The following is a 23,883-nucleotide window of genomic DNA, read 5'->3' on the forward strand; positions in this document are numbered from 1 at the left end:
TTTTGGAGCACTTCACTCCTATACACGTCGGAACTTTCATTTCACTGTAAAAAGTGTTTTTTTGTTAATAGCCGGATATAGATATAAAAATTACTTATTTTTGCACGATTGATAGTATTCACCCAACCTCAACTGCATGCAACCTTTTAATGAAAAACAACTTTTAGAGGCTATCAGTAAAGGAGACGAGAAGGCTTTTGAAACCTTCTTCCTGCACTATTATCCACAAGTCAAAGGATTTATCACCGGATTATTGCAATCACCGGAAGAAGCGGAAGATATATCGCAGGATATATTTCTAATGCTGTGGGGCAACCGCTCATCCCTCAATACAATCAACAATTTCAAATCTTATCTTTTCCGTGTCTGCAAAAATGCGGTATACCGGCATATCGAACGTGCGTTATTATTCAAAAACTACCAGCAAAAACAAGCCGAGAAGATTGTTTCCACACCGGAAAGCAACGAAACTGACGACAATATACAACTCAGGGAACTCGAACTACTGGTAGCAATGGTTGTGGAAAAAATGCCTCCGCAACGGAAGAAAATATATAAGATGAGCCGGGAATCAGGAATGAGCAGTGACGAAATAGCCCAAGCGTTAGGCATCAATAAACGGACTGTCGAGAACCATCTTTCACAAGCCCTCACAGACATACGGAAAGTGCTATTTATTGCCTTTATTCTATTTTTCTAAAAAAAATATGAATTCAGACCGTGCGTAGTTGACCAGCTACGTATCTTATATAAGAAACCATCACCATAAAAACATTAATATGTCGAATACCTATAAAATAATTAAAAATTTTATTTCCGACAAGTTCAGTCCCGAACTTAAGGAAAAGATGTGGAGATGGATCATTGACTCCGCAGGACAGGACGAGAAGGAAGAAGCAATGATGCAGGTATGGGAAGAACAGGAATTCAAAACCGATGCAAGCACCATACGCTCTTATCAGGATTTCCGCAAGAAGCTGCCGCATTCACAAAAAACAGCCATTTCTTATACGTTGCGCAAATGGGGACAAGTAGCGGCAGCATTACTCATCCCTCTGCTGTCCATATGGATAGCTTACTTATATATGCAACCCGATGAAAAACCTGTAGAATTGGTAGAATACTTTGTGCCTAAGGGAGAACAGAGGCAAATCACTTTGCCCGACGGTTCCATAGCGCATCTCAATTCAGGGACATTGTTAATATATCCACAGAAATTTGCCAATGACATGCGTTCCGTATATCTGATGGGAGAAGCTAATTTCGATGTAAAGAAAGATAGCCAACATCCGTTCATTGTCAAGACCAGCCATCTGAAAGTTAAAGTTTTAGGAACCAAGTTCAACGTACACGCCTATCCGGAAGATGAAAAAACAATCGCCACTCTTGAATCAGGCTCAATTGTTGTTCAGAAATCGAACGATGAGGACATCATTACCCTGACACCCGATGAGCAACTTGAATATGACAATCCAACCGGAGAATTCAATAAAAAAATCATTGACGCTTCATTATACTCCGGTTGGACCAAAGGTGAATTAAACTTTGCCGGAATGACCCTCAAGGACGTTTTCACTACAATAGAAAGAATATATAATATACATATCATCGTTCCACCACATCTAGCCACTACGGATGTATATACGATCAAATTCAAACATAAAGCTCCTATCAAAGATATCATGAATATTGTAACAAAAACGATAGGAAGCATCGATTATAAAGTAGAGGACGAGAACGTGCTTTTAATTTATTCACCTCAAAACAAGAAAGGAGGCAGATAGGCAGAAAAAAGGGAGCCGGTACTTCGCGGATACCAACTCCCCTAAATCAATCAAAATTACTTCATTCAAATTTGTAGCATACACTTAAATTAGTATTAATGATTAACTCACAAAAGTATGAAACTTTATAAGTTATCGGGTAAGAATTACCCCGTAAAAATTCATAAATTTTATATATTGTTATTTGCTTTATGTTTTTATAACACAGCCTTCGGGCAAAATCAGCAGATAACGGTATCTATGAAAAACCAATCTCTATTAAAAGTATTTGAAAGTATTGAAGCCCAGACTGATTTAAGCATTGCTTATAATCAGACGAAACTGGACGTCAAACAAAAGGTAACCGTCAATTTCACCAAAGAAACGGTTTCTTCTGTTCTGGACTCGGTATTAAAAGGAACCGGATTCACTTACAGACCGGAAGGGAAACATATCATCATAGTCCCTGTTCCGCCAAAAGCAGAAATGCCTTCCAATAATACAACCCAACAGAATATAAAAATAAGGGGAATCGTCACAGATATGCAGGGCGAGCCCTTGATAGGAGCTAATGTCCTTGTAGAGGGCAGTAAACAAGCTACTATCACCGATGTGAAAGGAGAGTTTTCATTGGAGGTTCCGGCAAACAGCAAACTGCGGATTACTTACATCGGATATATGCCGCAAGAAGTTTCCGTCAAAAATAAAACATCCTTCAATATACAGTTGCAGGAAGATACACAAACGATGGACGAAGTGGTAGTCATAGGGTTCGGTACACAGAAAAAAGTGAATATGACCGGAGCGGTAGCAGCCGTCAATGTCAAAGAGTCACTGGGCGACCGTCCGATAACCAACGTTTCGGCAGCTTTGCAAGGGGTAGTTCCCGGATTAAAAATTGAATCAGCCACCGGCACTCCCGGTGATGACATGACGTACAATATTCGTGGAACAACGTCTATCAACGGTGGTGAACCTCTGGTATTAGTCAATAATGTACCGATGGATATCAATATGATTGATCCGCAGGATATTGAGTCTGTATCCATTTTGAAAGATGCCGCTTCCGCAGCTATTTATGGGGCACGTGCCGCTTTCGGCGTTATCCTGATTACAACAAAGCAAGGCAAGAAAGACATGGCTCCCAGATTCAATTATAACAATAACTTCTCTTTCTCCAAAGCTTCGGAATTACCGCAAAAAGCCAACCCGTTGGAGTCGGTGCTAGCCTATAAGGAAATGGGATGGGCCAATGACACTTATGTGGACGGGAAAAATATTACCCAGTGGGAAGGATATATACGCGATTATCAAAGTAATCCTTCCAAATATCCGAACGGGTATATATTTGACGAACAAGGCAATTTGTTCTTAATGCGGGAAAATGACATGTTTGCCGATATGATGGATAACTTCGGGTTCATGCAGAACCATAGTTTCTCCGTATCAGGAGGTAGTGAACGTACGAGTTATCGTTTAAGTTTAGGATATACCGGTGAAGACGGAATTCTGGTAACGGACAAAGACAAGTTCGACCGCATAAATATGTCCAGCTTCATCAGTGTGGACGTCAACAAATGGCTTACCACCCAATTGGACATCAGGTATGCGAATTCAACCCAAAACAAAGTAGAGCAAGGTGGCCGCAACGGCGTGTGGGGAAGTGCCATGACACTGCCATCCTACCATAATATATTACCGTATGAAGAAGATGGTGTCGTATATCCGGCAGAAACTTCGGCTACTTATGTACGTTATGGGGAACCGAGGATTATCAAGAAAACCAACCTGCGCACATTGGGCCGTGTTATCATATCCCCGCTGAAAGGATTGAAGATTACAGGTGAATATACATATAACCGGACTACCGAATATAACCGCATGTACGTCAACAAGTATAAATATATGGGATTCAACTTTACGGGGGTCATGAACAATGTAGAAAACTCACGTTATGCCCTGACACAAGGGTTTACCAATTATAACGCTGTCAATGTATTTGCCAATTACGACTTTTCCATAGGCAAACATGACATTGCCGTTATGGGAGGATATAACCAGGAAGAAAGCCATAAAGAATCGCAATGGTCACAACGTACGGACGTACTGTTGGAGAATCTGCCGTCCCTTTCAGGTTCAACCGGCACGACTTCCGTTACCGACAGTTTCGATGAATATGCTATCAGAGGTTTATTCTACCGTGTCAATTATGCATACAATGGCAAATATATGTTTGAAGCAAACGGGCGTTATGACGGTACTTCCCGGTTCCCGAAGAACAATCGTTTCGGTTTCTTTCCTTCTTTCTCCGCCGGATGGAGAATCTCGGAAGAAGCATTTATGAGTAATACCAGGACTATCCTCTCAAACCTGAAGTTGCGTGCTTCATGGGGTTCCATCGGAAACCAAATTATCATGAAGCCGGATAACACTCCTGACAACTATCCATACATCCCGTCCATGTCACCTTATCTTACGACATGGTTGGTAGACGGACAAAAGGCAACCTCACTGAATGCCCCCGCAATGGTCAGCAGCAGTTTCTCATGGGAGAAAGTTTATACGCTGGACTTCGGCATTGACTTCGGATTCTTCAATAACCGCCTTAACGGAACTTTCGACTGGTATCGCCGCGACACCAAAGGAATGCTGGCGCCCGGCATGGATCTTCCATGGGTAGTGGGCGCTACTGCCGCCAAACAGAATGCCGCTGACCTGAAGACTTACGGATGGGAACTGGAATTGAACTGGAGAGACCGGATTAATAAAGACTGGAGTTACCGGATTGGCTTTAACCTGTACGACTCACAAAGTGAAATCACGAAATATAACAACGATACAAACCTGTTAGGTGATAAAATCTATCGCAAAGGAATGAAAATGGGAGAAATTTGGGGATACGTTACCGACCGTTTCTACACCGAAGACGACTTCAACGCAGACGGGACACTAAAAGCAGGAATCCCTATACCGAAAGGAGCCGGAAAAGTTAATCCGGGAGATGTACTATATAAAAACTTCGACGACGATACAGAAACCATCTGGAGCGGTGAAGGAACGGCAGACAACCCGGGCGACCAACGTATCATCGGTAATTCAACTCCACGTTTCCATTATGGTATTACTGCAGGAGTGAGTTGGAAAGGGCTCGACTTATCCATCTTCTTACGCGGAGTAGGCAAGCGAGATTACTGGCGTACCGACCAGATTGCATGGCCTACCGGAAACTGGGGAAGTTTGTTCAAAGAAACACTTGACTTTTGGACTCCGGAAAATACCAATGCTTATTATCCGCGCGTATATTCCAACGACGGAGTAACCACAAGTTACAATCGCTGGAAACAGACAAAGTATCTGGCAAATGCCTCTTACTTGAAATTACAGAATATCACGCTCTCGTACACTTTACCCAAGACATGGTCGAAGCGTATATATTTTGACGAAATGAAAGTATTCTTCAGTGGAGAAAATCTATATACCTGGGATCACCTGCCGGAAGGATTGGAAACCGATATGTTGACAAAAGGCGCATGGGAATATCCATTTATGAGAAAATTCTCCTTCGGTATCAATGTTACATTCTAATAACCAAAGCATTATGAGAAAATATCTATATTTAATATGTACAGTTTTATTAGCCGGTTGTCTTAATAATGATTTTCTGGAAAGATATCCTCTGGGAGACCCGACCGCCGAGACCGCTTTTAAAACATACGATAACTTCAAGGCTTATGCCTGGGGACTATATGAAACTTTGCCCTCATTGGGATATGGTTCGGAAAACGCTACGGATGACATCTCGTACAACCAGACAAGAGGAACCAGTGAAAGCAACTGGATCAGGAAGCTGGTGACTATCCCCGACAAAAAAGATAACACTACCTGGGATTATTATAGTTTCATCCGCCGTACCAACTTGATGCTCGACCACATCGAAGGCAGTGAGATGACAGATACAGAGAAAGCGAACTGGCGTTCTGTAGGCTATTTCTTCCGTGGTTATCGTTACTTTTCTCTCCTGTCGAGTTATGGCGGCGTACCTTGGATTGACCATGTATTAAGCGATGACGAAACAGAACTAATCAAAGGGCCGAGGGCTTCCAGAGACGAAATAGCAAAACATATCCTGGAAGACTTGCAATATGCAGAAAAGAACATCAACGTAAATGGAGAAGGTAAAAATACCATCAACAAAGCATGTGTACAGGCCCTGCTGTCACGTTTCTGTTTGTTTGAAGGTACATGGCGCAAATATCATGGTTTGAATGATGCGGAAACCTATCTGCGGGAATGTAAAAGGGTGTCTGCCGAATTAATGCAAACTTATCCGAACGTAGCTGACTGCTACGATGATTTATTCTGCTCGCTGGAACTGAAAGACGTTGCAGGCGTGATTTTATACAGAGAATACTCGGATGCCGTAAACGTAGTACACGCCGTCAGTATCGGTGGAACTACTGCCACATCCTTCTATAATCCGACCCGGGATTTGGTGGACAGCTATCTCTGCTCGGACGGCAAGCCACGCTGGACTAGCGGACTATTTTCAGGTGATGAAGATTTATATAATGAGTTCAGTAATCGCGATCACCGTTTATGGTTGCATATCACCCCACCTTACAAGGTAGACCGTTCAAAATCAACCACCGCATGGGACAATAAATGGGAATTTACAGATACTCCAAAAGATAGGAGTTTTATCGACAGTCTCAGCACCCGTATGGGAATAGGATATGGCACAACCAAAGAGCGACAGAAGTTATTGCCGTTCCGTCAAGGGTATGACGGTGGTATTCTGGGAGCATCCCCCCACTTTGATTTCTATCTGGAAAACCAACCGTGGTATAAATCAGCTTTCGGATATAATAACTGGAAATACTATTGCTGTTATTTGAGCATGGGCAGCCAGCGAAATGAAGAGACAGACATGCCCATTTTCCGCATTGAGGAAGTAATGCTGAATTATGCGGAAGCGATGTGTGAACTGGACGAGTTCGACCAGTCCATAGCAGATGCCACTATCAACAAGCTGCGTCCGCGCGCTAACGTAGGCTTGATGAAAGTTTCGGAAATCAATACAGCTTTCGACCCGAAGCGTGATATGGGAAATTCCGATTATCCCGGCGACTACGAAGTAAACCCATTACTGTGGGAAATACGACGTGAACGACGCATTGAACTTTTCTCTGAAGGCTTCCGTTTTGATGACTTGAGAAGATGGAAGAAATGCCACTATGCATTGAAAAAGAAACTTGGACAATATGTACGGGCATCTGACTTCCCGGCAGGAACCAATGTGACAATTGATGGCGGCGCTACCGAAGGATATCTTGAGTTCCATCCCAAACAGAATCATTTATGGCCGGATTATTATTACCTCAACCCCATTCCACGTAACGAACGAGTGCTGAACCCCCAACTCGAACAAAATCCGGGATGGGAAAACGGAAATTAATAGATAGACTTTAATCAATTAGAACTGTCCGAAGTGTTTAGCACGACGGACAGTTCACTCTTAACCTCTCATAGAAATAAACAATATGCATCCCATGAAATATCTATTCCCAACTATCATTCTGCTGGTATCATATACAACTATTGCTTGCGGGCAGATTGTATTCCCGTCCCCCAACCAAGTGGAAATGCAAAAAGGCAATCTGACTCTTAAAAAAAGTATTTCTATATATGCTGAAGATACCACCGCTTTTTATTTAAGCCTTTTCCGTACCGAAGTACTCCGCGACACTCCCGTCAAATGGCAAAAAAAAGAATCTGGTGCTGAAATCTGCTGGATTAGTGATTCATCACTACCGCCTGAAGGGTATCAGATTAATATCAATCCACGCCAAATGATAATAACCGCTTCCGACCAAAGAGGATTTACCCATGCAGTACAAACCTTGCGTCAATGGGTTACCAGTCCTACGGGAAGTCTTACTTTTGCTTGTGCAGATATTACCGACTATCCTCGTACGCAATGGCGTTGCTTCCTGTTGGATTCCGGACGTCAATATCAGAAAATATCCACCATCAAGAAGTATATTGACATGGCTTCATTGTTAAAAATGAACTATTTCCATTGGCATTTGACAGAAGGACTGGGATGGCGGATAGAAATCAGGCAATATCCGCGTCTTGCGCAAATAGGAGGAGCGGTAGGCAAGGGAGAAGAACAACAGGGATTTTATACACAGGAAGAGATACGGGAAGTTATCAAATATGCCAGTCAACGGAATATCACTGTCGTTCCCGAGATAGACATGCCGGGGCATGCTGAAGCTGCTCTTTCCGCCTATCCCGAACTCGGTTGTTTCGGGCTGCCCGTTGAAGTGCCGCAGCATGGATTTACCCAAAATATATTTTGTGCAGGAAAGGAAGAAGTACTGGTTTTTCTGAAAAACGTATTGGACGAGGTATGTTCCCTCTTCCCTTCCCCCTACATCCATTTAGGGGGAGATGAGGCGCCGAAAGGAAACTGGGACGAATGCCGGGATTGCCGGAAGAGAATTTCCACACTGAAACTGAAGGACAGTCATGACCTTCAGTTATGGTTCTCGGCACAGATGGCAGACTATTTGAAGCAAAAAGGGCGGAAAGCCATATTCTGGGGCGACGTAGTTTATCACGACGGCTATCCATTGCCGGATAACACGGTGATTCAGTGGTGGAACTATCGCGGGCACAAAGACCTGGCACTCCGGAATGCAATCAAGCACCACTATCCGGTCATTTGCAGTTCCAACTACTATACATATCTGAACTTCCCGCTAACTCCCTGGAGAGGATATAATGAAGCACGTACTTTCGATTTGAAAGACGTATATCTGGACAATCCCTCCAACAAAGCCCTCAAGGAAAAGAACTCTTTGATTCTCGGTATGACTTGTGCATTGTGGACCGATGACGGAGTTACTGAACGTATGATAGACCGGCGTCTATTTCCCCGTATTCTTGCGCTGGCAGAACAAATGTGGTATCAGGGGGAAGCGCTTGACTTCACCCGGTTCCACCAAAATATACTTCAGAGAAAAGAATGGTTCGAACAAATGGGGTTTAAATTCGGCCCGGCTTTAAAGAGTGAAGTGAAGGAAGATTATAAATGGGATTAAAAAAAGAATATCATGAATAAAAGGAACTTATTTATCGGTGTTTCCGCCCTATGCGGCAGTTATCTGCAAGGGCAGACTTTACATACACAACCCAACATTATTTATATTTTAATGGACGATCTGGGATATGGGGATATCGGTTGTTTCGGACAACAAAAAATAGAAACGCCCAACATCGATCGTTTATGCAAAGAAGGTATCAAACTGACACAGCATTATTCCGGTTCGCCTGTATCTGCTCCGGCACGTTGTGTATTAATGACGGGCATGCACTCCGGACACGCACAAATCCGTTTCAATAATGAGATGACTGAACGCGGAGCCGTCAACAACTATGATTCCGTATATGCACATAAAGAACTGGAAGGACAGTTCCCCTTGCAAGCCAACACGATGACTATCGGGCGAATGATGCAACAGGCAGGGTATGCTACCGGATGTTTCGGAAAATGGGGACTTGGTTACCCGGGATCCGAAGGGACGCCCGGCAAGCAGGGCTTCGATCAGTTTTATGGATATAACTGCCAGCGCCAGGCACATACGTATTACCCACCATTTTTATATAAGAATGAAGAACGTATCTATTTATCCAACAAGGTGACCGACCCTCACCGAAGTCCCTTGGACAAAGATGCTGACCCGAATGATCCGGCCAATTATGCCAAATATACGCAAAAAGAATATGCCAACGACTTAATCTTTGATGAACTTCTAAAATTCGTCAGTACCAATCAATCCACTCCTTTCTTCCTGATGTGGACCACTCCCCTACCGCATGTATCCCTGCAGGCTCCAGAACGTTGGGTGAAGTATTATGTAGAAAAGTTCGGTGACGAAGAGCCCTATACAGGCAAGGCAGGTTATCTGCCCTGTCGTTATCCACACGCCACTTATGCAGCAATGATCAGCTATTTTGATGAACAAATAGGCGGATTGATAGAAAAATTGAAAAAAGAAAACCTATATGAGAATACACTTATTGTTTTCACTTCCGACAACGGAGCCACATTCAACGGTGGAAGTGATTCGCCCTGGTTCAACAGTGGCGGCCTTTTCAAGTCGGAATATGGATGGGGCAAATGTTTCCTGCATGAGGGCGGAATCCGGGTTCCGGCAATCATGACATGGCCGGGACACATCAAACCGGGTACGGAAAGTGATCATATTTGTGCTTTCCAGGATGTAATGCCCACCTTGGCTGAGATAGCAGGTATTTCTTGTCCGCCGACAGACGGTATCAGTTTCCTACCTACATTACTCGGCAAAAAGGAAGAGCAAAAGCAACACGAATACTTATATTGGGAATATCCCGATCCCAGAATCGGAAACAAAGCAATCCGTATGGGAAAATGGAAGGGAATCATTACGAATATACGGAAAGGCAATACACAGATGCAACTCTATAACCTGGAGGATGACATCAGGGAAGAACATGATGTAGCTGCACAGCACCCCGATATCGTGAAGCATTTCGAACAATTAATGAAAGAGGCTACCAACTAAATCAGTTTTGGCAATTCAACCTTTCTCCCAAAAGAAACAGTGAACATCAAGCGGAGCATATTCCCACGATATTCACTGTTCCTTTATTAATCAAGTTGGAAACTTGAAAATGGACATCATACAGACAATCAGTCCAGTTTTACTCTCCTATTCCCCTAGCAGCCTCAACCAGACGGACAAATTCTCTCCTATACCCTTTATCATCATTATTCAGCCCTTGTTTTGCCAGGCTTATTACTTTATCATAACTGGCATTTCCTTTGAAATCAGAATTCCGAAGCAATTGTCCGAACATCGCTACGGCAGAAGCAAAGCGGAAATCGGAAGATACATTATTTCCTTTGCTGTCAACGAAAGGAAGCTCCATTTTCTTGCTGACGTCTTTATCCGGGGCTTTATAGCGCAGCTTCACGGTCAGGAGTTCACTGGAACCTGTCGGTTTCACGCTCACTTTTTCTTTCTTCTGATATTTCAAATCATCTACCTTGCCTACATAGTCATTCTTCACGCCTGTGGGAATTACTTCGTAGAAAGCGGTCACTGTATGTCCTGCCCCCATATCTCCGGCATCCTTCGCGTCGTTATTGAAATCTTCATCTTTCAGCAGACGGCTTTCGTAACCTATCAAACGGTATGCCTGTACTTGTGAAGGATTAAACTCTACCTGCAATTTTACATCTTTCGCAACAGTATGGAGAGTAGCACCAAATTCACCGACCAGTACGCGGTTGGCTTCTTGCAGATTATCTATATAAGCATAGTTTCCATTCCCCTTTTCTGCCAAAACCTGCATCTTTTTATCTTTATAATTTCCCATTCCATAGCCCAATACGGTAAGGAATACTCCATTCTTCCGTTCTTTCTCTATCAGTTGCTCCAATCCTTCGGCCGAAGAAACGCCCACATTAAAATCACCGTCGGAGCAGAGAATGATACGGTTATTACCATTAGAGATAAAATTCTTCTTTGCTATTTTGTATGCCAGCAGGATACCGGCACCACCTGCGGTAGAGCCGCCTGCCGTCAGTTCGTCTATCGCTTCGCGAATCTTCTGTTTGTCGCTGCCCGGAGTTGCTTCCAGTTTCACGCCTGCACTGCCTGCATAAGTCACGATAGCTACTTTATCTTTATCACGTAAGTTATTGACCAGTAATTTGAGAGACGACTTCACCAATTCCAAGCGATTGGCTCCCCACATAGAACCGGAGACATCAATCAGAAAGACTAAATTGGATGCAGGCAGATTATCCGTAGGAATCTCTTTGGCCTTTAATCCGATACGCACCAGGCGGTGAGAAGCATTCCAGGGACATTCTCCGGATTCCATGGTAATCTTCACAGGGTCACTGCCTGCCGGTTTCGGATAATCGTATGAGAAGTAATTTACAAGTTCTTCCGTGCGGACAGCGTCAGCAGGCGGCAGTTCTCCTTTATTGATAAAACGACGCATATTACTGTAGGAAGCAGCATCCACATCAATGGAGAAAGTTGAAAGTGCGGCATCCGATACATTCTTGAAACCGTTCTCTTGAATCTGGCCGTATTCTTCCGTATTCACCCTATCGTACATGACTGCCGGTACCGGACAGATTGCCATATAAGAGCCGGTCATTGCTTTTGTTTTCATCGTACCGTAGCCTGTTACCACACACTCTTCCAATGCAACATTATCCGTTTTCAACTTCACATCCAGTTGCGCTGATTTAACTACTCTTCGCTCCTGCTTATACCCGACAAACTGGAACAACAACGTATCACCCTTTTTAACCAGAATAGAATACTGACCATTCATATTGGTTATCACACCATTCTTGTTTCCCTTTACCACGACCGAACAACCGACAACCGGTGTTCCGTCTACCGCATCCGTCACAGTACCCGTCACGGTAATTACTTGCGCACTCACTGTACCTAAAGAAACAACTGCCATCAGCAGTACGAGCATCATCGCTCTGAATTGATTTGTTCTCATGACTTCATTATTTAAAAATATGACAATTAATTCGCTTTTACTATAGAGATGCAGATTTCACATAGATTCCACAAAACCACTCAAACTTTTTTTTATTTTATTGAAAAACAGATGTATTTCAAAATTCTTCCTCATTCCTTTGCAACTCTTAATATGATGTGTATATTTGCGAATCATAAACACTTGCAAATATGGAAAACGAAGTAGATGGAAGGCGGGAAATAGCCTCACGAAACACCGCTTGGGCTAACAGTATCGCCCGTAAACTCACTCGTTGGGGTATTACCCCCAATCAAATTTCCATGATGAGCGTATTTTTTGCTCTGATTGGTTGTCTCCTACTGATTAGTACAGTTATCTATCCCGATTTCAGTAAATATGTAGCCTATATATTATTTATTGTTTGTATGCAGTCACGATTGCTTTGCAATCTGTTTGATGGAATGGTAGCCATCGAAGGGGGAAAGAAAAGTGCTAACGGTGACCTTTATAATGATATGCCCGACCGCTTTGCCGATGCCCTGTTCATCATTCCGGTGGGTTATGTAGCAGGCGGGTTCGGGATAGAACTGGGATGGATGGCTGCCCTGCTTGCCGTGATGACCGCTTATTTCCGCTGGATAGGCGCTTATAAGACACAACAACATTTCTTTAACGGGCCGATGGCGAAACAACACCGCATGGCATTACTGACTTTCGCTTTTGTTGTCGCCACCTGCACCCTGCATTGGGGACACGAACAGACGGTATGTCTTATTACCCTTATAGTTATGAATATCGGTCTTATCGCCACACTTATCCATCGGCTGTACCTCATGTCGCACACTACAAACCATGAAATAAAATGAAAGAACTACTCGACAAAATCTTCCCTACGCTAAGCGATGAACTAATCATCGTCATCTCTCTTATTATCGGATTACTTATCACGGCAAGTATTCTTCTTTTTCTTGTAAAGAAGCTGTCTCCGAAAACAAATATCAGTGAACTCACCGCCCGCACCCGTTCCTGGTGGATTATGGCTGCCATGTTTATCGGCGCCGTGTTTATCAGCTATGATATTTCTTATTTCTTCCTCGCCTTCCTCTCTTTTATAGCCTTCAGAGAACTTTATTCTGTGTTAGGATTCAGGGAAGCAGACCGCGGGGCACTATTTTGGGGGATACTGGCTATTCCTATCCAATATTATCTTGCCTATATAGCGTGGTATGGAGCATATATCATCTTCATTCCGGTAGTCATGTTTCTCGTACTTCCTTTCCGGCTCGTCCTGAAAGGAGAAACTCACGGCATCACCAAGTCAATGGCACTACTGCAATGGATACTGATGCTTTCCGTATTCGGTATCAGCCACCTCGCCTATCTCCTCTCGCTTCCCGAACTGCCGGGCTTCAATGCGGGCGGACGCGGATTATTGCTATTCCTTGTATTCCTTACGGAAATCAATGACATCATGCAGTTCGTATGGGGAAAACTTTTCGGACGACATAAGATTCTGCCTAAAGTAAGCCCCAACAAGACATGGGAAGGTTTCCTGGGCGGTGTAATCAGCACTACCATTATCGGCTATTTCCTGGGATTCCTCACTCCGCTTTCCGGCCCTAATGTAATCCTAGTAAGCGCACTCATTGCCATTGCCGGATTCTCGGGAGATGTCGTTATCTCAGCCATCAAGCGGGATAAAGGAATCAAGGACATGGGGAACAGCATCCCCGGACACGGCGGTGTATTCGACCGCATAGACTCCTTGTCCTACACTGCTCCTGTATTTTTTCATTTAGTTTATTACATTGCTTATTAGACGGAGAAATGATGAAAAAGAGATTCATGCAATCTGCCATTATGCAGATTATATATAAAGGTATTTGCCACTGGTTCCTGAAGTTAATCGTAGGAGTCCAGTTCACCGACTGCCGCTTTCTCAGAAAGGAAAAGCAATTTATTATTCTTGCCAACCACAACAGTCACCTGGATACTTTGAGTCTGCTATCCTCCCTGCCCGGCGACCTTCTGTGGAAGGTCAAGCCCGTAGCCGCAGAGGACTATTTCGGAAGAACCCGTTTCCAGGCTTCCATGAGCAATTATTTTATCAATACGCTTTTAATCAGAAGAAAAGGAGAAAAAGATTCGGAGCATGACCCTATCCGTAAAATGCTTGAAGCGATTGATGCCGGATATTCACTCATCCTTTTTCCCGAAGGAACAAGAGGGAAACCGGAACAAATGGGAAAGATTAAATCAGGTATAGCCCGTATCCTGTCCCTACGCCCTGAACTGAAATATGTACCTGTATTTATGACTGGTATGGGACGTTCCCTACCCAAAGGCGAACTACTACTGTTACCTTATAAGGCATCCATCCATTACGGTATGCCCGCATTGGTAAAGAGTACGGATACGCACGAAATTCTAAATCAGGTAACAGAAGATTTTGAAGAAATGAAAGAGAAATATCAGGTTATTATAGAAGAAGACGAAGAATAGATGCTGTTTTTCAAAAGAAACATATCGAAGCTATCGGACGAAGAGTTACTTACACACTATATAAAGTCCGGGAATACGGAATATTTCGGTGAATTGTATAACCGTTATATCCCGTTACTGTATGGACTTTGCCTGAAATACCTGCAAGATGAAGACCGTGCGCAGGAAGCCGTGATGCAGTTGTTTGAAGACTTATTGCCGAAAATGGGTAATTATGAGATAAAAGTCTTCAAGCCGTGGCTCTACCGCGTAGGCAAGAATCATTGCTTGCAGCTTTTACGAAAAGAAAACAAAGAGATTTCGTTAGATTATAGCATTAATGTTATGGAATCCGACGAATTTCTGCATCTATTAAGTGAAGAGGAAAGTTCGGAAGAACAATTGAAGGCGTTGCATCACTGCTTCGAAAAGTTGCCCGAAGAACAGCGGCTCAGCATTACGCGTTTCTTTCTGGAAGAGATGTCCTATGCTGACGTTGCCGAACAAACCGGATTTACTCTGAACAATGTGAAAAGCTATATCCAGAACGGAAAGCGAAACTTAAAAAATTGCATTAAGAAACAGACCCTATGAAACTATTGGACTACATACGAGGACTCCGCAAAGGAAAAGAGGCACACCGACTGGAAAAAGAGTCGATGAAAGACCCGTTCCTGGCTGATGCTATGGATGGATACAGCCAGGTAGAAGGGAATCACGAAGAACGGATAGAGAAGCTGCGAATGCAGATTTCAGCCCATACTGTAAAGCATACGAACTCTTCAAAAAGAAAGAATTCGTATGCCATCACTTGGAGCATTGCTGCGTGCCTGGTGATTGGAATCGGCATCAGCACTTATTTCCTGTTTCTTAAAAAGAGTATGACAGATAATGTGTTTATCGCTAAAGAAGATATTCCTTCGGCAGTGTTCGAGCCTGTCACCCCGAAAGAGGAGATTTCCTCTTTGGCTGAAGCAAAGATGAAACAAGATTCTACTCATGAAGTTATCGTAAAGCAAGTGGATAAAAAGAATATAGTAGCCAAAAGCAAAACGACTCCTAAACCGCAAAGTGTACCGATAGCAGCAACACCGGTTATAGAAGAAGCTACCGGAGAGGAAACTGCCGGACAAGCGATAATGCTGGAAGAAACAATAGTAGCGGATACAAATACTTCTCACTCCGAAGTCCCTGAAATGAAAGTGGCAAAAGTAGCCGCTCCCAACAGGAATCTGATTAAAGGCAAAGTGACGGATGAAAAGGGTGAGCCTATCATTGGAGCCAGTGTAGCATATACCGGAACGAATACAGGTACAATCACAGACCTCAACGGTGAATTTACATTGAAAAAAGAAGAAGGCAACCAAGAACTGACAGCGCAGTTTATCGGTTACGAACCAGTAGAAATACCGGTAGATACCAGTCGGACAATGTTGATTGCCATGAATGAAGATAAACAAACGCTTGATGAAGTGGTAGTAGTGGGAACAAAAGATAAATACCAGACTCCGCAGCCGGTAATAGGTAAACGTAAGTATAAGAAGTATTTGGAAGAAAACCTTATCCGTCCGGATGATGACAAATGCAAGGATGTGAAAGGTGAGGTTATTCTTGTTTTCTTTGTTGACAAAGAAGGAAACCCACAAAACATCACTATCGTTCATGGGTTATGTGAATCTGCCGACAAGGAAGCAGTCCGACTTGTCAAAGAAGGCCCGAAATGGACGTTCGGAAACCTTCCGGCAAGGGTAACGGTACAATTCTGATTTCTTATATTAGTTCGTAACTCGCCATTTGTATCGGCATATCCAGATTATGAAGTACTTTCTCCAACAGGATACCTTCGCGGTTGTCATATTCATAGCCGAATGTGGCACGGATGCCTTGCAGGATAAACTGCGTGGCACGGTCTAATGCCATCGGAAGACTGTCTCCCTGCATTAAAGAACCAGTGATGACACTGGTAAAAGTATCTCCCGTGCCTGGATAATGGGCGGGCAGATAAGGACAGGTCACTTTCCAGTAGCGGTTTCCTTGACGATTATAGGCATAAACGGACGTTTTATGTGGTTCATCATGTACGGGGACACTGGTAATGATAACAACTTCCGGGCCTTTATCAGATAAAAGACGGAGATATTCTTTCAATTCTTCATCCGTATTATCTGCCTTATAAGGTCTGTCCAGCAAATAGAACAGTTCCGTCAGATTAGGAGTAATCACGTCCGCTTTGGTTATCAGGTGACGCATCTCTTTTACCATCTCCATATCAAAGTTGGTATATAGGCGGCCGTTATCTCCCAACACCGGGTCGGCTACTATCAGGCCGTCCGGCTGGCGGAAGTCTTTGATAAAATCGGAAACAATCTGTATCTGTTTCGGCGAACCGAGGTATCCGGTGTAAATGGCGTCGAATTGTACTTCCAGTTTTTTCCATCCGGCTATAATCTTCGGCATTTCATCGGTGAGGTCTAAAAAGGAGAAGCCGGGATATTGCGTATGGTTGGACAGTACCGCCGTAGGAAGCGGACAAACCTGAAAGCCCATTGATGAAAGAATAGGAATAACGACAGTCAGAGATACGCGCCCCATCCCCGAAAGGTCATGGACGGCAGCTATTTTCTTTACTTTATTGGCATACATATTATTTATATTTAAACAGTTTATTATTCTTCTGAATCAACGGGATGAAACAAACGCTCTATTTACACCAAACAGAGCCTCTATTTCGGGTAAACAGAAGCTCTGTTTATTCATTATTCGCTTCCAGTTCCAAGAGGTATTTTTTCGCTGGAAGTCCCCCAGCATAGCCCGTCAGCGAACGGTCACTGCCGATTATCCGATGACAGGGTGCGAAAATCGACATGGAGTTCGCCCCGTTGGCATTGGCTACCGCACGGACAGCCTTGGACATACCGATACGCTGTGCCATTTCACCATAGGAAATCGTCTGACCGAAAGGAATCTTCAGTAGTTCATTCCATACAAGCTTTTGAAACTCCGTGCCGACGAAAAGGAGCGGGACAGTGAATTCTTTGCGTTTTCCTGCAAAGAATTCGTCGAGTTGTCTTGCGGCCTCTCCAATCACGTCCGACATTCCTTCCTCAAATTCGGCACGTAAGAGCCGTTTCAATCGTTTATCCACATGTTCCCGATGTTTTTCTACCTGCCAGTCACATAGACAGAGCTTGTCGCCGAACGAACCGAGCATCAATATACCGCACGGCGATTCATAACGTTTAATCTTGATTATATTCTTCTCTTTCATACAAATTTCGCACGGTCTGTAACCGCTTTTATGTCATTCACGTTGCAATATATATTAATAAACAGATACTACATTAATATGACCAATACATCCCGTGCACCATGCGCCCCCATCACTAATGCCTGCTCGATATCGGCAGTCTTTGAAGGGCCGGAGATGAACGTACCGAACTTATATTCCTGTCCATCCAATTCACGGTAGGCATCGTACATCGTATTCACAATCTTATTCCGGTCGAGCAGAATGACTAACTTCTCCGAGATAAAATAAACAGCTTTATACTTTACTGTCTGCGGAATCCAGATAGCTCCGTTCTCGGCTACGCCGATTTCTCCTTTCACCACTGCTACATCCGTACCATCCAATTCTTGCGGGTCGTCCAGATTATCGGGATTGAAAGTGGCACAGGAAATATCCGGCAATACGGAAGCAATGCGCATAGCGTCGGGATACGTCCGGCGAATCACGGCATTTACATCTTCCCCTTTACCCAATACCACTGCTGTGCCGCCGACCGCACGGCTGATAGCACAAAATTGCTCTATCTTGTCGGGATATGACAATCGTTTCATATCCGCTATATCCGGCTTATCATAACGTACTTGCGTATTCCTGCGAATACTGGCTAATATTTCTTCCCTGCTACTCATTTGGATTCCTCCTTTCCCTGTACTTTATTTTTCTTCCACATTTCATTAAACGACTCCTTGGCAAATTCCGGTAGTTCACGTCCCTTGCCCCATTCATCCAAATCATTGTATTTCATAAAACGCGGCAGGCCGTTTATCACCGGGGCTGCCCACAAAGCAGCGTTGAACAACGCCGGACGTTCCATCAGGAACTTCATACCGCCGGACATTATCTTCTTTCCCGTATTTGCCTTTCCAAGACCATCCAAATCCTGACGCCATTTATAAATCTGTTCGGCCAAATCGACTTTCACCGGACAGACATCGGAACAGGACATGCACAATGAACAGGCAGAAAGATTATCGTAATATTTCTCCGGGTCATGAGCCATCCCTAAATTGATTCCGATAGGGCCGGGAATGAAATATGTATAAGAGTATCCCCCACTCCGGCGATATACAGGACAGGTATTCATGCAGGCACCACAGCGGATACAGTTCAGTGTCTTGATATGGTCGGGCTTGGAAAGCAGGGAACTTCGCCCATTGTCTACAATAATGATATGATATTCGCCACCTTCACGCGGACGACGGTAATGAGAGGTGTATGTTGTCACTGGTTGTCCGGTAGCCGAGCGCGCCAGTAGCCGTGTGAATACACCCAGCGAATCCAAATCCGGTACAATCTTTTCCATACCGAAAGCGGCAATATTCAGTTTCGGGTAAGAAGTTCCCATGTCGGCATTGCCTTCATTGGTGCAGACCACGATGTCTCCGGTTGAAGCCACGGCAAAATTGGCTCCTGTCATGGCTGCTTCGGCATTCAGGAATAGATGTCGCAGATTCTTGCGGGCGGCATGAGTCAGGTAAGTAGGGTCGAAGTTTCCTTTTTCCGTTCCCATCTCTTTTTCAAAAAGTTCTCCTACCTGTTCCCGTTTGATGTGGATGGCAGGCAGTACGATATGGCTTGGTTCGAGATGCATCAGTTGCAGGATACGTTCACCCAAATCGGATTCTACGACATCAATGCCACGTTCCATCAGGAAAGGATTCAAGCCACATTCTTCGGCAAGCATCGACTTACTTTTGATGAAATGGTGCACATTATGTTCGTTCAGTATCTCATAGACGATGGCGCAGTATTCATCGGCATCCTTCGCCCAATGAACGATGGCACCGTTGGCGGTAGCGTTCTTCTCGAACTCCAGCAGCAGCTCTTCGAGATGGCTGTTGGAATACAGTTTCAGTTCGCAAGCCTTGTTGCGCAACTCTTCCCATTCGGGAACTTCCTTACTCATCTTATCCCTTTTGGCGCGAACCATCCAAAGGGTTTCGTTATGCCATGCTGCCATCTTGCTGTCCTGCAAGAACTTTTCGGCAGCCTTTGAATGTTTGGTACTCATGATTGCGACGCTAGAATTTCTACAATATGGATAATCTGAATCGGCAGGTGCTCCCGTTTGATTACACCTTGCATGTGCATCAGGCAGGAACTGTCAGCTCCGACGATATATTCGGCTCCGGTAGCCATGTGGTCTTTCACCTTATCACGTCCCATGCAGACGGATACAGCCTGTTCTTCTACGGCAAACATACCGCCAAAGCCACAACATTCGTCGATATGGCTAGGTTCGAAAACTTCGATGCCTTCGACCATGTCGAGCAAATCACGTAATTTATTATAATAAGGAATATTTAACTCCGTAGGAGCGGAAATAAACAGTTCGCGTACCCCATGACAGCTATTGTGAATACTGACTTTATGCGGAAAGCGTGCCGGGATTTTCGAAGGCTTCAACACATCGTGAATAAACTCGCAAAGGTCATAAATTTTCCCTGCACTCTGGCAGACATGACCTTCTTTCTCCAAGATACCGGGGTGGTTCTCTTTCACGAAGGCCACACAACTGGCGGATGGGCCGACAATGTAATCGTACTCTTGAAACAAATCACCAAAACGGAGTGCTAACTTCACCGATTCATCTTCAAAACCGGCATTTGCCATCGGTTGTCCGCAACAAGTCTGATCCAACGGATAATCGACGTCTACTCCCAAACTTTTCAATAGTTTATACGATGCCACTCCCACATTGGGATAGATAGCATTGATATAACAAGGAATAAACAAACCTACTTTCATACTATATTTTGTAATAAATTAAGCTCTTCCGCTACATCCGCCTTTCAGGCTATCGGATGTCGATTAATTTGTGTGTTTGCAGGCTTAGTCTCCATTTGGGATGTCGCATTACACAGTCCACTGTTGAAGCAGTGTTATTACAAGAACAAGGCTGAAGGAAAAAATGTTCGGCAGGAAGTAGTTCATAAATACTTATATCTTGTCCTTCATAGACTACTTTTACTTCATCCATCCGGTCGATACCCAGTTTCACGCCCTGCTTGGGCGAGCAGGTCACCCAGTCGATGGCTTCGGGCAGGGGGCGTGTACCGTTTGTTTCGATACAAACATATTTACCTGCCCGGTGCAGGCGGTCGATAAATTCGTCATCAATCCATAAAGAAGGTTCGCCACCCGTCAGGATAACGGTAACGGCGGGATATTTCTCCACTTCGGCGATAATTTCGTCATCGGTCATCATTCTTCCTTCCTCGTGGCGGGTGTCGCAAAAGTCACATTTCAGGTTGCAGCCGGAGAAACGGATAAAAGTGGCGGGGGTTCCGGTATGGTATCCTTCGCCCTGCAAACTGTAGAAGATTTCATTAATCTTTCTCATCGTCATATGTATTTTGTCTGCTACTCTTTACTCCTGTTCTTCTCCTGCCGTGTGGTCTTTTTCTCCTCCTGATGCGTGGTCTTTTTCGTAGATGACGATGTTTCCTTCCGATTCCTGCACCTCTACTTTATAGCATTGCGGAATCTGCTTGCAAACCCATCGGGCGATATTCTCGGCTGTGGGATTAAAGGGAAGTACTTCATTCAGATTCTGGTGGTCGAGTTTCTCCGTGACCACTTCTTTGATGCGGGTGAAATCAACTACCATTCCTTCGGAGTTGAGCCGTGTGGAACGACAATAGACGGTGATAATCCAGTTGTGACCGTGTAAACTGGCGCATTTACTGCGATACGGGAGCACCAGCTTATGGGAAGCCGAAATCTCCATGCGTTTGATTACTGTAAACATTGCTGTATGTATTTTAATAGTTACATGCATCTAATGTCACCTCGATGCAACGGCAAAGGTAATACAAAATAGAGTTTTCATTCAGCAAAGACAGTTATTTTTTCCTATTTTCGTACTATCTTTGTCGCATGAAAACTCTGTATATTGTTTTAGGAAGCATTTCCCTGGCACTCGGCATTCTCGGCATTTTTCTGCCGCTATTGCCTACCACCCCTTTTTTACTACTCACCGCCGCCCTTTATTTCAAAGGGTCGCCCCGACTATACAACTGGCTGCTCAATCATCGTCACTTCGGCCCTTATATCCGCAATTTCCGCGAAAACAAGGCGATCCCTCTCCGCGCCAAAATTATTTCTCTTGTATTAATGTGGGGAACGATGCTTTATTGCATTTTCTTCCTGATTCCTTTTATATGGGTAAAGATTCTCCTGGGACTGATAGCCGCAGGAGTCACTTATCATATTCTTTCTTTCAAAACATTGAGGTAGTCGGAAAGCCCCTGGCGGGCATCTGCCAGCTTATCCTCCCAATGTTTCACGGAATTCTGACCGATAATGTCAGTCACATATTTCACGGAGATAAACGGTATCTCCTTCGAGCGGCAGACAAATGCCTGCGCATAGGCTTCCATATCTACCACGTCTCCGGTGACATGAGTCAGCTCCGTCAAGAAGCCATCTCCTGTATTGCAGGTTCCATCTTCCGTCCAATGCTTGCAATAGCCTTTTTCTTCGAGCAAGGCCGACGAGTCAACTTCGCATTCCAACCCGAACTCTTTCATCTTCTGCATATCACGGTCTACAAACTTACGGCAGACGAAGATGTCTCCCACCTGATGATTGACAGTCCCCGCACTTCCGATATTGAGTACCAAGTCCGGTTGTACCTGACGAATCGCCTCTGCTAAATGAAAGGCTGATTTCACTTTACCAATGCCTGTACGAATGTAATAAGGTTCTATATCCGGCCATTTAATCTCTACAAATTCGCCTTGAACGGCATAGGTTACTAATATTTTCAACATGAGTTTCTTTTAAATATATTGCATGCAAAGATATAGTTTTTCCCTAATAATACCATAAAGTAATCCGCACCTATACTATAAATAATAACTTCAGATACATAAATTAATTCGTCTGCCTATAGGCGGACGAAACATTGCCTATAGCCAACCTTTCGTTCGTCTATAGGCAAACGAAAAGTAAGCTATAGGCAGACGAACTAATCCATGCACTTGCAGAAGTTATTCTATGAAGAGGAAAGAACCAATTTCTTCTCTACAAAATGTTAGCAGTTTAATAAGGTTATTATCCCCCGAAACCTATCTCTTTCCCCCGTCAACCCGCTAATTTGGGCTAAAATGCACATTTTCTTCCGAAAAGTTTTTGTAATATCAGAGTTAATCGTATTTTTGTGTACAATTTTGGTGTAGTAATGACAGAAGAAGAAAAAAAGTTATTGAATACCTTTGAGACGCAGCTACGGCATTTGATCTATTTGCACGATGAGTTAAAGCGTGAAAATACGGAGCTGAAGAAACTTCTCGATATTGAAAAATTAAAAAATGAGAAGGTACAGGCGCAATACGATGAATTGGAAGTCAACTACACAAACCTAAAAACAGCTACGGCAATCAGCCTTAACGGCAGCGACGTAAAAGAGACGAAGCTGCGATTGTCCAAATTAGTGCGTGAAGTCGATAAATGCATCGCTTTGTTGAATGAATAAGAAGAAGATGTATGAACGATAAAATAAAGATAAACCTGCAGATAGCAGACTCAAACTACCCGTTAACCATCAACCGTGAGGAAGAAGAAATGGTACGGGAAGCCGCCAAGCAGGTAAATATCAGGCTTAATAAGTACCGGGAAGTTTACAAGAACCTCGAACCGGAAAAGATTATTGCCATGGTAGCCTATCAGTTCTCGTTAGAGAGACTGCAATTATTGCAACGTAATGATACCAGCCCCTATACGGAGAAGGTAAAAGAACTAAATGAATTGTTGGAAGATTATTTCAAAGAGGAATAAACC

Annotated in this window: 23 protein-coding genes; 14 read left to right on the forward strand and 9 right to left on the reverse strand. The window is 43.9% G+C overall.

Annotation, left to right across the window (positions count from 1 at the left end):
• Positions 1-136: 136 nt before the first annotated feature.
• The 6 genes from AB5443_RS17395 (at position 137) to AB5443_RS17420 (ending at position 10,375) form a co-directional block, all read left to right on the forward strand.
• Positions 137-700, forward strand: a complete 564-nt coding sequence (locus AB5443_RS17395; protein WP_022138773.1) for an RNA polymerase sigma-70 factor — start codon at positions 137-139, stop codon at positions 698-700.
• A gap of 79 nt (positions 701-779) precedes the next feature.
• The gene (locus AB5443_RS17400) at positions 780-1,784 is read left to right on the forward strand and encodes a FecR family protein (protein ID WP_277132336.1); all 1,005 of its coding nucleotides are present in this window, start codon (positions 780-782) and stop codon (positions 1,782-1,784) included.
• 117 nt (positions 1,785-1,901) lie between these two features.
• Entirely contained in the window at positions 1,902-5,348 is a 3,447-nt protein-coding gene (locus AB5443_RS17405; RefSeq protein WP_277132338.1) for a TonB-dependent receptor, read from the forward strand.
• 13 nt (positions 5,349-5,361) lie between these two features.
• A complete protein-coding gene (locus tag AB5443_RS17410; protein WP_277132340.1) occupies positions 5,362-7,218 on the forward strand; it encodes a RagB/SusD family nutrient uptake outer membrane protein in 1,857 nt (618 codons plus the stop codon).
• Between the two features lie 94 nt (positions 7,219-7,312).
• Positions 7,313-8,872 carry a beta-N-acetylhexosaminidase gene (locus AB5443_RS17415; protein ID WP_277132342.1) on the forward strand — a complete coding sequence of 520 codons (1,560 nt, stop codon included), beginning with the start codon at positions 7,313-7,315 and terminating at the stop codon, positions 8,870-8,872.
• 12 nt (positions 8,873-8,884) lie between these two features.
• A complete protein-coding gene (locus AB5443_RS17420; protein WP_277132344.1) occupies positions 8,885-10,375 on the forward strand; it encodes an arylsulfatase in 1,491 nt (496 codons plus the stop codon).
• A gap of 139 nt (positions 10,376-10,514) precedes the next feature.
• Here AB5443_RS17420 and AB5443_RS17425 read toward each other — a convergent pair whose 3' ends face one another.
• Complete coding sequence (locus tag AB5443_RS17425; protein ID WP_277132346.1) at positions 10,515-12,347, reverse strand: von Willebrand factor type A domain-containing protein; 1,833 nt, start codon at positions 12,345-12,347, stop codon at positions 10,515-10,517.
• Between the two features lie 191 nt (positions 12,348-12,538).
• On the opposite strand from AB5443_RS17425, the gene AB5443_RS17430 reads away from it, so the two are divergent.
• From AB5443_RS17430 to AB5443_RS17450, 5 genes are read left to right on the forward strand one after another with little or no spacing between them, the layout of a single operon-like run.
• Positions 12,539-13,195 carry a CDP-alcohol phosphatidyltransferase family protein gene (locus AB5443_RS17430; RefSeq protein WP_277132348.1) on the forward strand — a complete coding sequence of 219 codons (657 nt, stop codon included), beginning with the start codon at positions 12,539-12,541 and terminating at the stop codon, positions 13,193-13,195.
• A complete protein-coding gene (locus AB5443_RS17435; RefSeq protein ID WP_195408334.1) occupies positions 13,192-14,148 on the forward strand; it encodes a phosphatidate cytidylyltransferase in 957 nt (318 codons plus the stop codon). The genes AB5443_RS17430 and AB5443_RS17435 overlap by 4 nt, the downstream gene beginning before the upstream one ends.
• A 26-nt stretch (positions 14,149-14,174) precedes the next feature.
• Positions 14,175-14,831: a lysophospholipid acyltransferase family protein gene (locus AB5443_RS17440; protein WP_277132562.1), complete on the forward strand. Its 657-nt coding sequence runs from the start codon at positions 14,175-14,177 to the stop codon at positions 14,829-14,831.
• Positions 14,832-15,404, forward strand: coding sequence for an RNA polymerase sigma factor (locus AB5443_RS17445; RefSeq protein WP_277132351.1), 573 nt, complete (start codon positions 14,832-14,834; stop codon positions 15,402-15,404).
• Positions 15,401-16,576, forward strand: coding sequence for an energy transducer TonB (locus AB5443_RS17450; protein ID WP_277132353.1), 1,176 nt, complete (start codon positions 15,401-15,403; stop codon positions 16,574-16,576). The genes AB5443_RS17445 and AB5443_RS17450 overlap by 4 nt, the downstream gene beginning before the upstream one ends.
• Before the next feature lie 4 nt (positions 16,577-16,580).
• Here AB5443_RS17450 and AB5443_RS17455 read toward each other — a convergent pair whose 3' ends face one another.
• From AB5443_RS17455 to AB5443_RS17485, 7 genes are all read right to left on the reverse strand, one after another.
• The gene (locus tag AB5443_RS17455) at positions 16,581-17,453 is read right to left on the reverse strand and encodes a pyridoxamine kinase (RefSeq protein WP_022138762.1); all 873 of its coding nucleotides are present in this window, start codon (positions 17,451-17,453) and stop codon (positions 16,581-16,583) included.
• Positions 17,454-17,559: 106 nt separating this feature from the next.
• Positions 17,560-18,078, reverse strand: a complete 519-nt coding sequence (locus AB5443_RS17460; RefSeq protein ID WP_044656500.1) for a methylated-DNA--[protein]-cysteine S-methyltransferase — start codon at positions 18,076-18,078, stop codon at positions 17,560-17,562.
• A 68-nt stretch (positions 18,079-18,146) separates the two neighbouring features.
• Positions 18,147-18,728 (reverse strand): LUD domain-containing protein, encoded by a 582-nt coding sequence (locus AB5443_RS17465; RefSeq protein ID WP_022138760.1) that lies wholly within the window; start codon positions 18,726-18,728, stop codon positions 18,147-18,149.
• Positions 18,725-20,110, reverse strand: coding sequence for a lactate utilization protein B (locus AB5443_RS17470; RefSeq protein WP_277132357.1), 1,386 nt, complete (start codon positions 20,108-20,110; stop codon positions 18,725-18,727). The genes AB5443_RS17465 and AB5443_RS17470 overlap by 4 nt, the downstream gene beginning before the upstream one ends.
• Entirely contained in the window at positions 20,107-20,847 is a 741-nt protein-coding gene (locus AB5443_RS17475) for a (Fe-S)-binding protein (RefSeq protein WP_022138758.1), read from the reverse strand. Before AB5443_RS17475 ends, AB5443_RS17470 begins: the two co-directional genes overlap by 4 nt.
• A 49-nt stretch (positions 20,848-20,896) precedes the next feature.
• Positions 20,897-21,442 (reverse strand): radical SAM protein, encoded by a 546-nt coding sequence (locus tag AB5443_RS17480; protein WP_073348490.1) that lies wholly within the window; start codon positions 21,440-21,442, stop codon positions 20,897-20,899.
• 27 nt (positions 21,443-21,469) lie between these two features.
• Complete coding sequence (locus AB5443_RS17485) at positions 21,470-21,850, reverse strand: 6-carboxytetrahydropterin synthase (RefSeq protein ID WP_044655114.1); 381 nt, start codon at positions 21,848-21,850, stop codon at positions 21,470-21,472.
• 128 nt (positions 21,851-21,978) lie between these two features.
• Between AB5443_RS17485 and AB5443_RS17490 the strand changes: the two genes are divergently transcribed.
• The gene (locus tag AB5443_RS17490; protein WP_008651167.1) at positions 21,979-22,338 is read left to right on the forward strand and encodes a YbaN family protein; all 360 of its coding nucleotides are present in this window, start codon (positions 21,979-21,981) and stop codon (positions 22,336-22,338) included.
• Here AB5443_RS17490 and AB5443_RS17495 read toward each other — a convergent pair.
• Positions 22,308-22,874 carry a nucleosidase gene (locus tag AB5443_RS17495; RefSeq protein WP_277132361.1) on the reverse strand — a complete coding sequence of 189 codons (567 nt, stop codon included), beginning with the start codon at positions 22,872-22,874 and terminating at the stop codon, positions 22,308-22,310. The genes AB5443_RS17490 and AB5443_RS17495 overlap by 31 nt on opposite strands.
• Before the next feature lie 410 nt (positions 22,875-23,284).
• Between AB5443_RS17495 and AB5443_RS17500 the strand changes: the two genes are divergently transcribed.
• Both AB5443_RS17500 and AB5443_RS17505 read left to right on the forward strand, forming a co-directional pair.
• Positions 23,285-23,578, forward strand: coding sequence for a hypothetical protein (locus AB5443_RS17500; protein ID WP_277132363.1), 294 nt, complete (start codon positions 23,285-23,287; stop codon positions 23,576-23,578).
• Between the two features lie 11 nt (positions 23,579-23,589).
• The gene (locus AB5443_RS17505; RefSeq protein ID WP_022138753.1) at positions 23,590-23,880 is read left to right on the forward strand and encodes a cell division protein ZapA; all 291 of its coding nucleotides are present in this window, start codon (positions 23,590-23,592) and stop codon (positions 23,878-23,880) included.
• Positions 23,881-23,883 lie beyond the last annotated feature (3 nt).

Origin of the sequence: Bacteroides sp. RTP21281st1_H5_RTP21281_210402, assembly GCF_040918965.1 — a bacterium.
Lineage (GTDB): Bacteria > Bacteroidota > Bacteroidia > Bacteroidales > Bacteroidaceae > Bacteroides > Bacteroides congonensis.

Bases quoted from the DNA above. Each gene is read 5' to 3' on its own strand.
- AB5443_RS17395 (WP_022138773.1), top strand. From the start codon at position 137: ATGCAACCTTTTAATGAAAAACAACTTTTAGAGGCTATCAGTAAAGGA.
- AB5443_RS17400 (WP_277132336.1), top strand. From the start codon at position 780: ATGTCGAATACCTATAAAATAATTAAAAATTTTATTTCCGACAAGTTC.
- AB5443_RS17405 (WP_277132338.1), top strand. From the start codon at position 1,902: ATGAAACTTTATAAGTTATCGGGTAAGAATTACCCCGTAAAAATTCAT.
- AB5443_RS17410 (WP_277132340.1), top strand. From the start codon at position 5,362: ATGAGAAAATATCTATATTTAATATGTACAGTTTTATTAGCCGGTTGT.
- AB5443_RS17415 (WP_277132342.1), top strand. From the start codon at position 7,313: ATGAAATATCTATTCCCAACTATCATTCTGCTGGTATCATATACAACT.
- AB5443_RS17420 (WP_277132344.1), top strand. From the start codon at position 8,885: ATGAATAAAAGGAACTTATTTATCGGTGTTTCCGCCCTATGCGGCAGT.
- AB5443_RS17425 (WP_277132346.1), bottom strand. From the start codon at position 12,347: ATGAGAACAAATCAATTCAGAGCGATGATGCTCGTACTGCTGATGGCA.
- AB5443_RS17430 (WP_277132348.1), top strand. From the start codon at position 12,539: ATGGAAAACGAAGTAGATGGAAGGCGGGAAATAGCCTCACGAAACACC.
- AB5443_RS17435 (WP_195408334.1), top strand. From the start codon at position 13,192: ATGAAAGAACTACTCGACAAAATCTTCCCTACGCTAAGCGATGAACTA.
- AB5443_RS17440 (WP_277132562.1), top strand. From the start codon at position 14,175: ATGCAATCTGCCATTATGCAGATTATATATAAAGGTATTTGCCACTGG.
- AB5443_RS17445 (WP_277132351.1), top strand. From the start codon at position 14,832: ATGCTGTTTTTCAAAAGAAACATATCGAAGCTATCGGACGAAGAGTTA.
- AB5443_RS17450 (WP_277132353.1), top strand. From the start codon at position 15,401: ATGAAACTATTGGACTACATACGAGGACTCCGCAAAGGAAAAGAGGCA.
- AB5443_RS17455 (WP_022138762.1), bottom strand. From the start codon at position 17,453: ATGTATGCCAATAAAGTAAAGAAAATAGCTGCCGTCCATGACCTTTCG.
- AB5443_RS17460 (WP_044656500.1), bottom strand. From the start codon at position 18,078: ATGAAAGAGAAGAATATAATCAAGATTAAACGTTATGAATCGCCGTGC.
- AB5443_RS17465 (WP_022138760.1), bottom strand. From the start codon at position 18,728: ATGAGTAGCAGGGAAGAAATATTAGCCAGTATTCGCAGGAATACGCAA.
- AB5443_RS17470 (WP_277132357.1), bottom strand. From the start codon at position 20,110: ATGAGTACCAAACATTCAAAGGCTGCCGAAAAGTTCTTGCAGGACAGC.
- AB5443_RS17475 (WP_022138758.1), bottom strand. From the start codon at position 20,847: ATGAAAGTAGGTTTGTTTATTCCTTGTTATATCAATGCTATCTATCCC.
- AB5443_RS17480 (WP_073348490.1), bottom strand. From the start codon at position 21,442: ATGAGAAAGATTAATGAAATCTTCTACAGTTTGCAGGGCGAAGGATAC.
- AB5443_RS17485 (WP_044655114.1), bottom strand. From the start codon at position 21,850: ATGTTTACAGTAATCAAACGCATGGAGATTTCGGCTTCCCATAAGCTG.
- AB5443_RS17490 (WP_008651167.1), top strand. From the start codon at position 21,979: ATGAAAACTCTGTATATTGTTTTAGGAAGCATTTCCCTGGCACTCGGC.
- AB5443_RS17495 (WP_277132361.1), bottom strand. From the start codon at position 22,874: ATGTTGAAAATATTAGTAACCTATGCCGTTCAAGGCGAATTTGTAGAG.
- AB5443_RS17500 (WP_277132363.1), top strand. From the start codon at position 23,285: ATGACAGAAGAAGAAAAAAAGTTATTGAATACCTTTGAGACGCAGCTA.
- AB5443_RS17505 (WP_022138753.1), top strand. From the start codon at position 23,590: ATGAACGATAAAATAAAGATAAACCTGCAGATAGCAGACTCAAACTAC.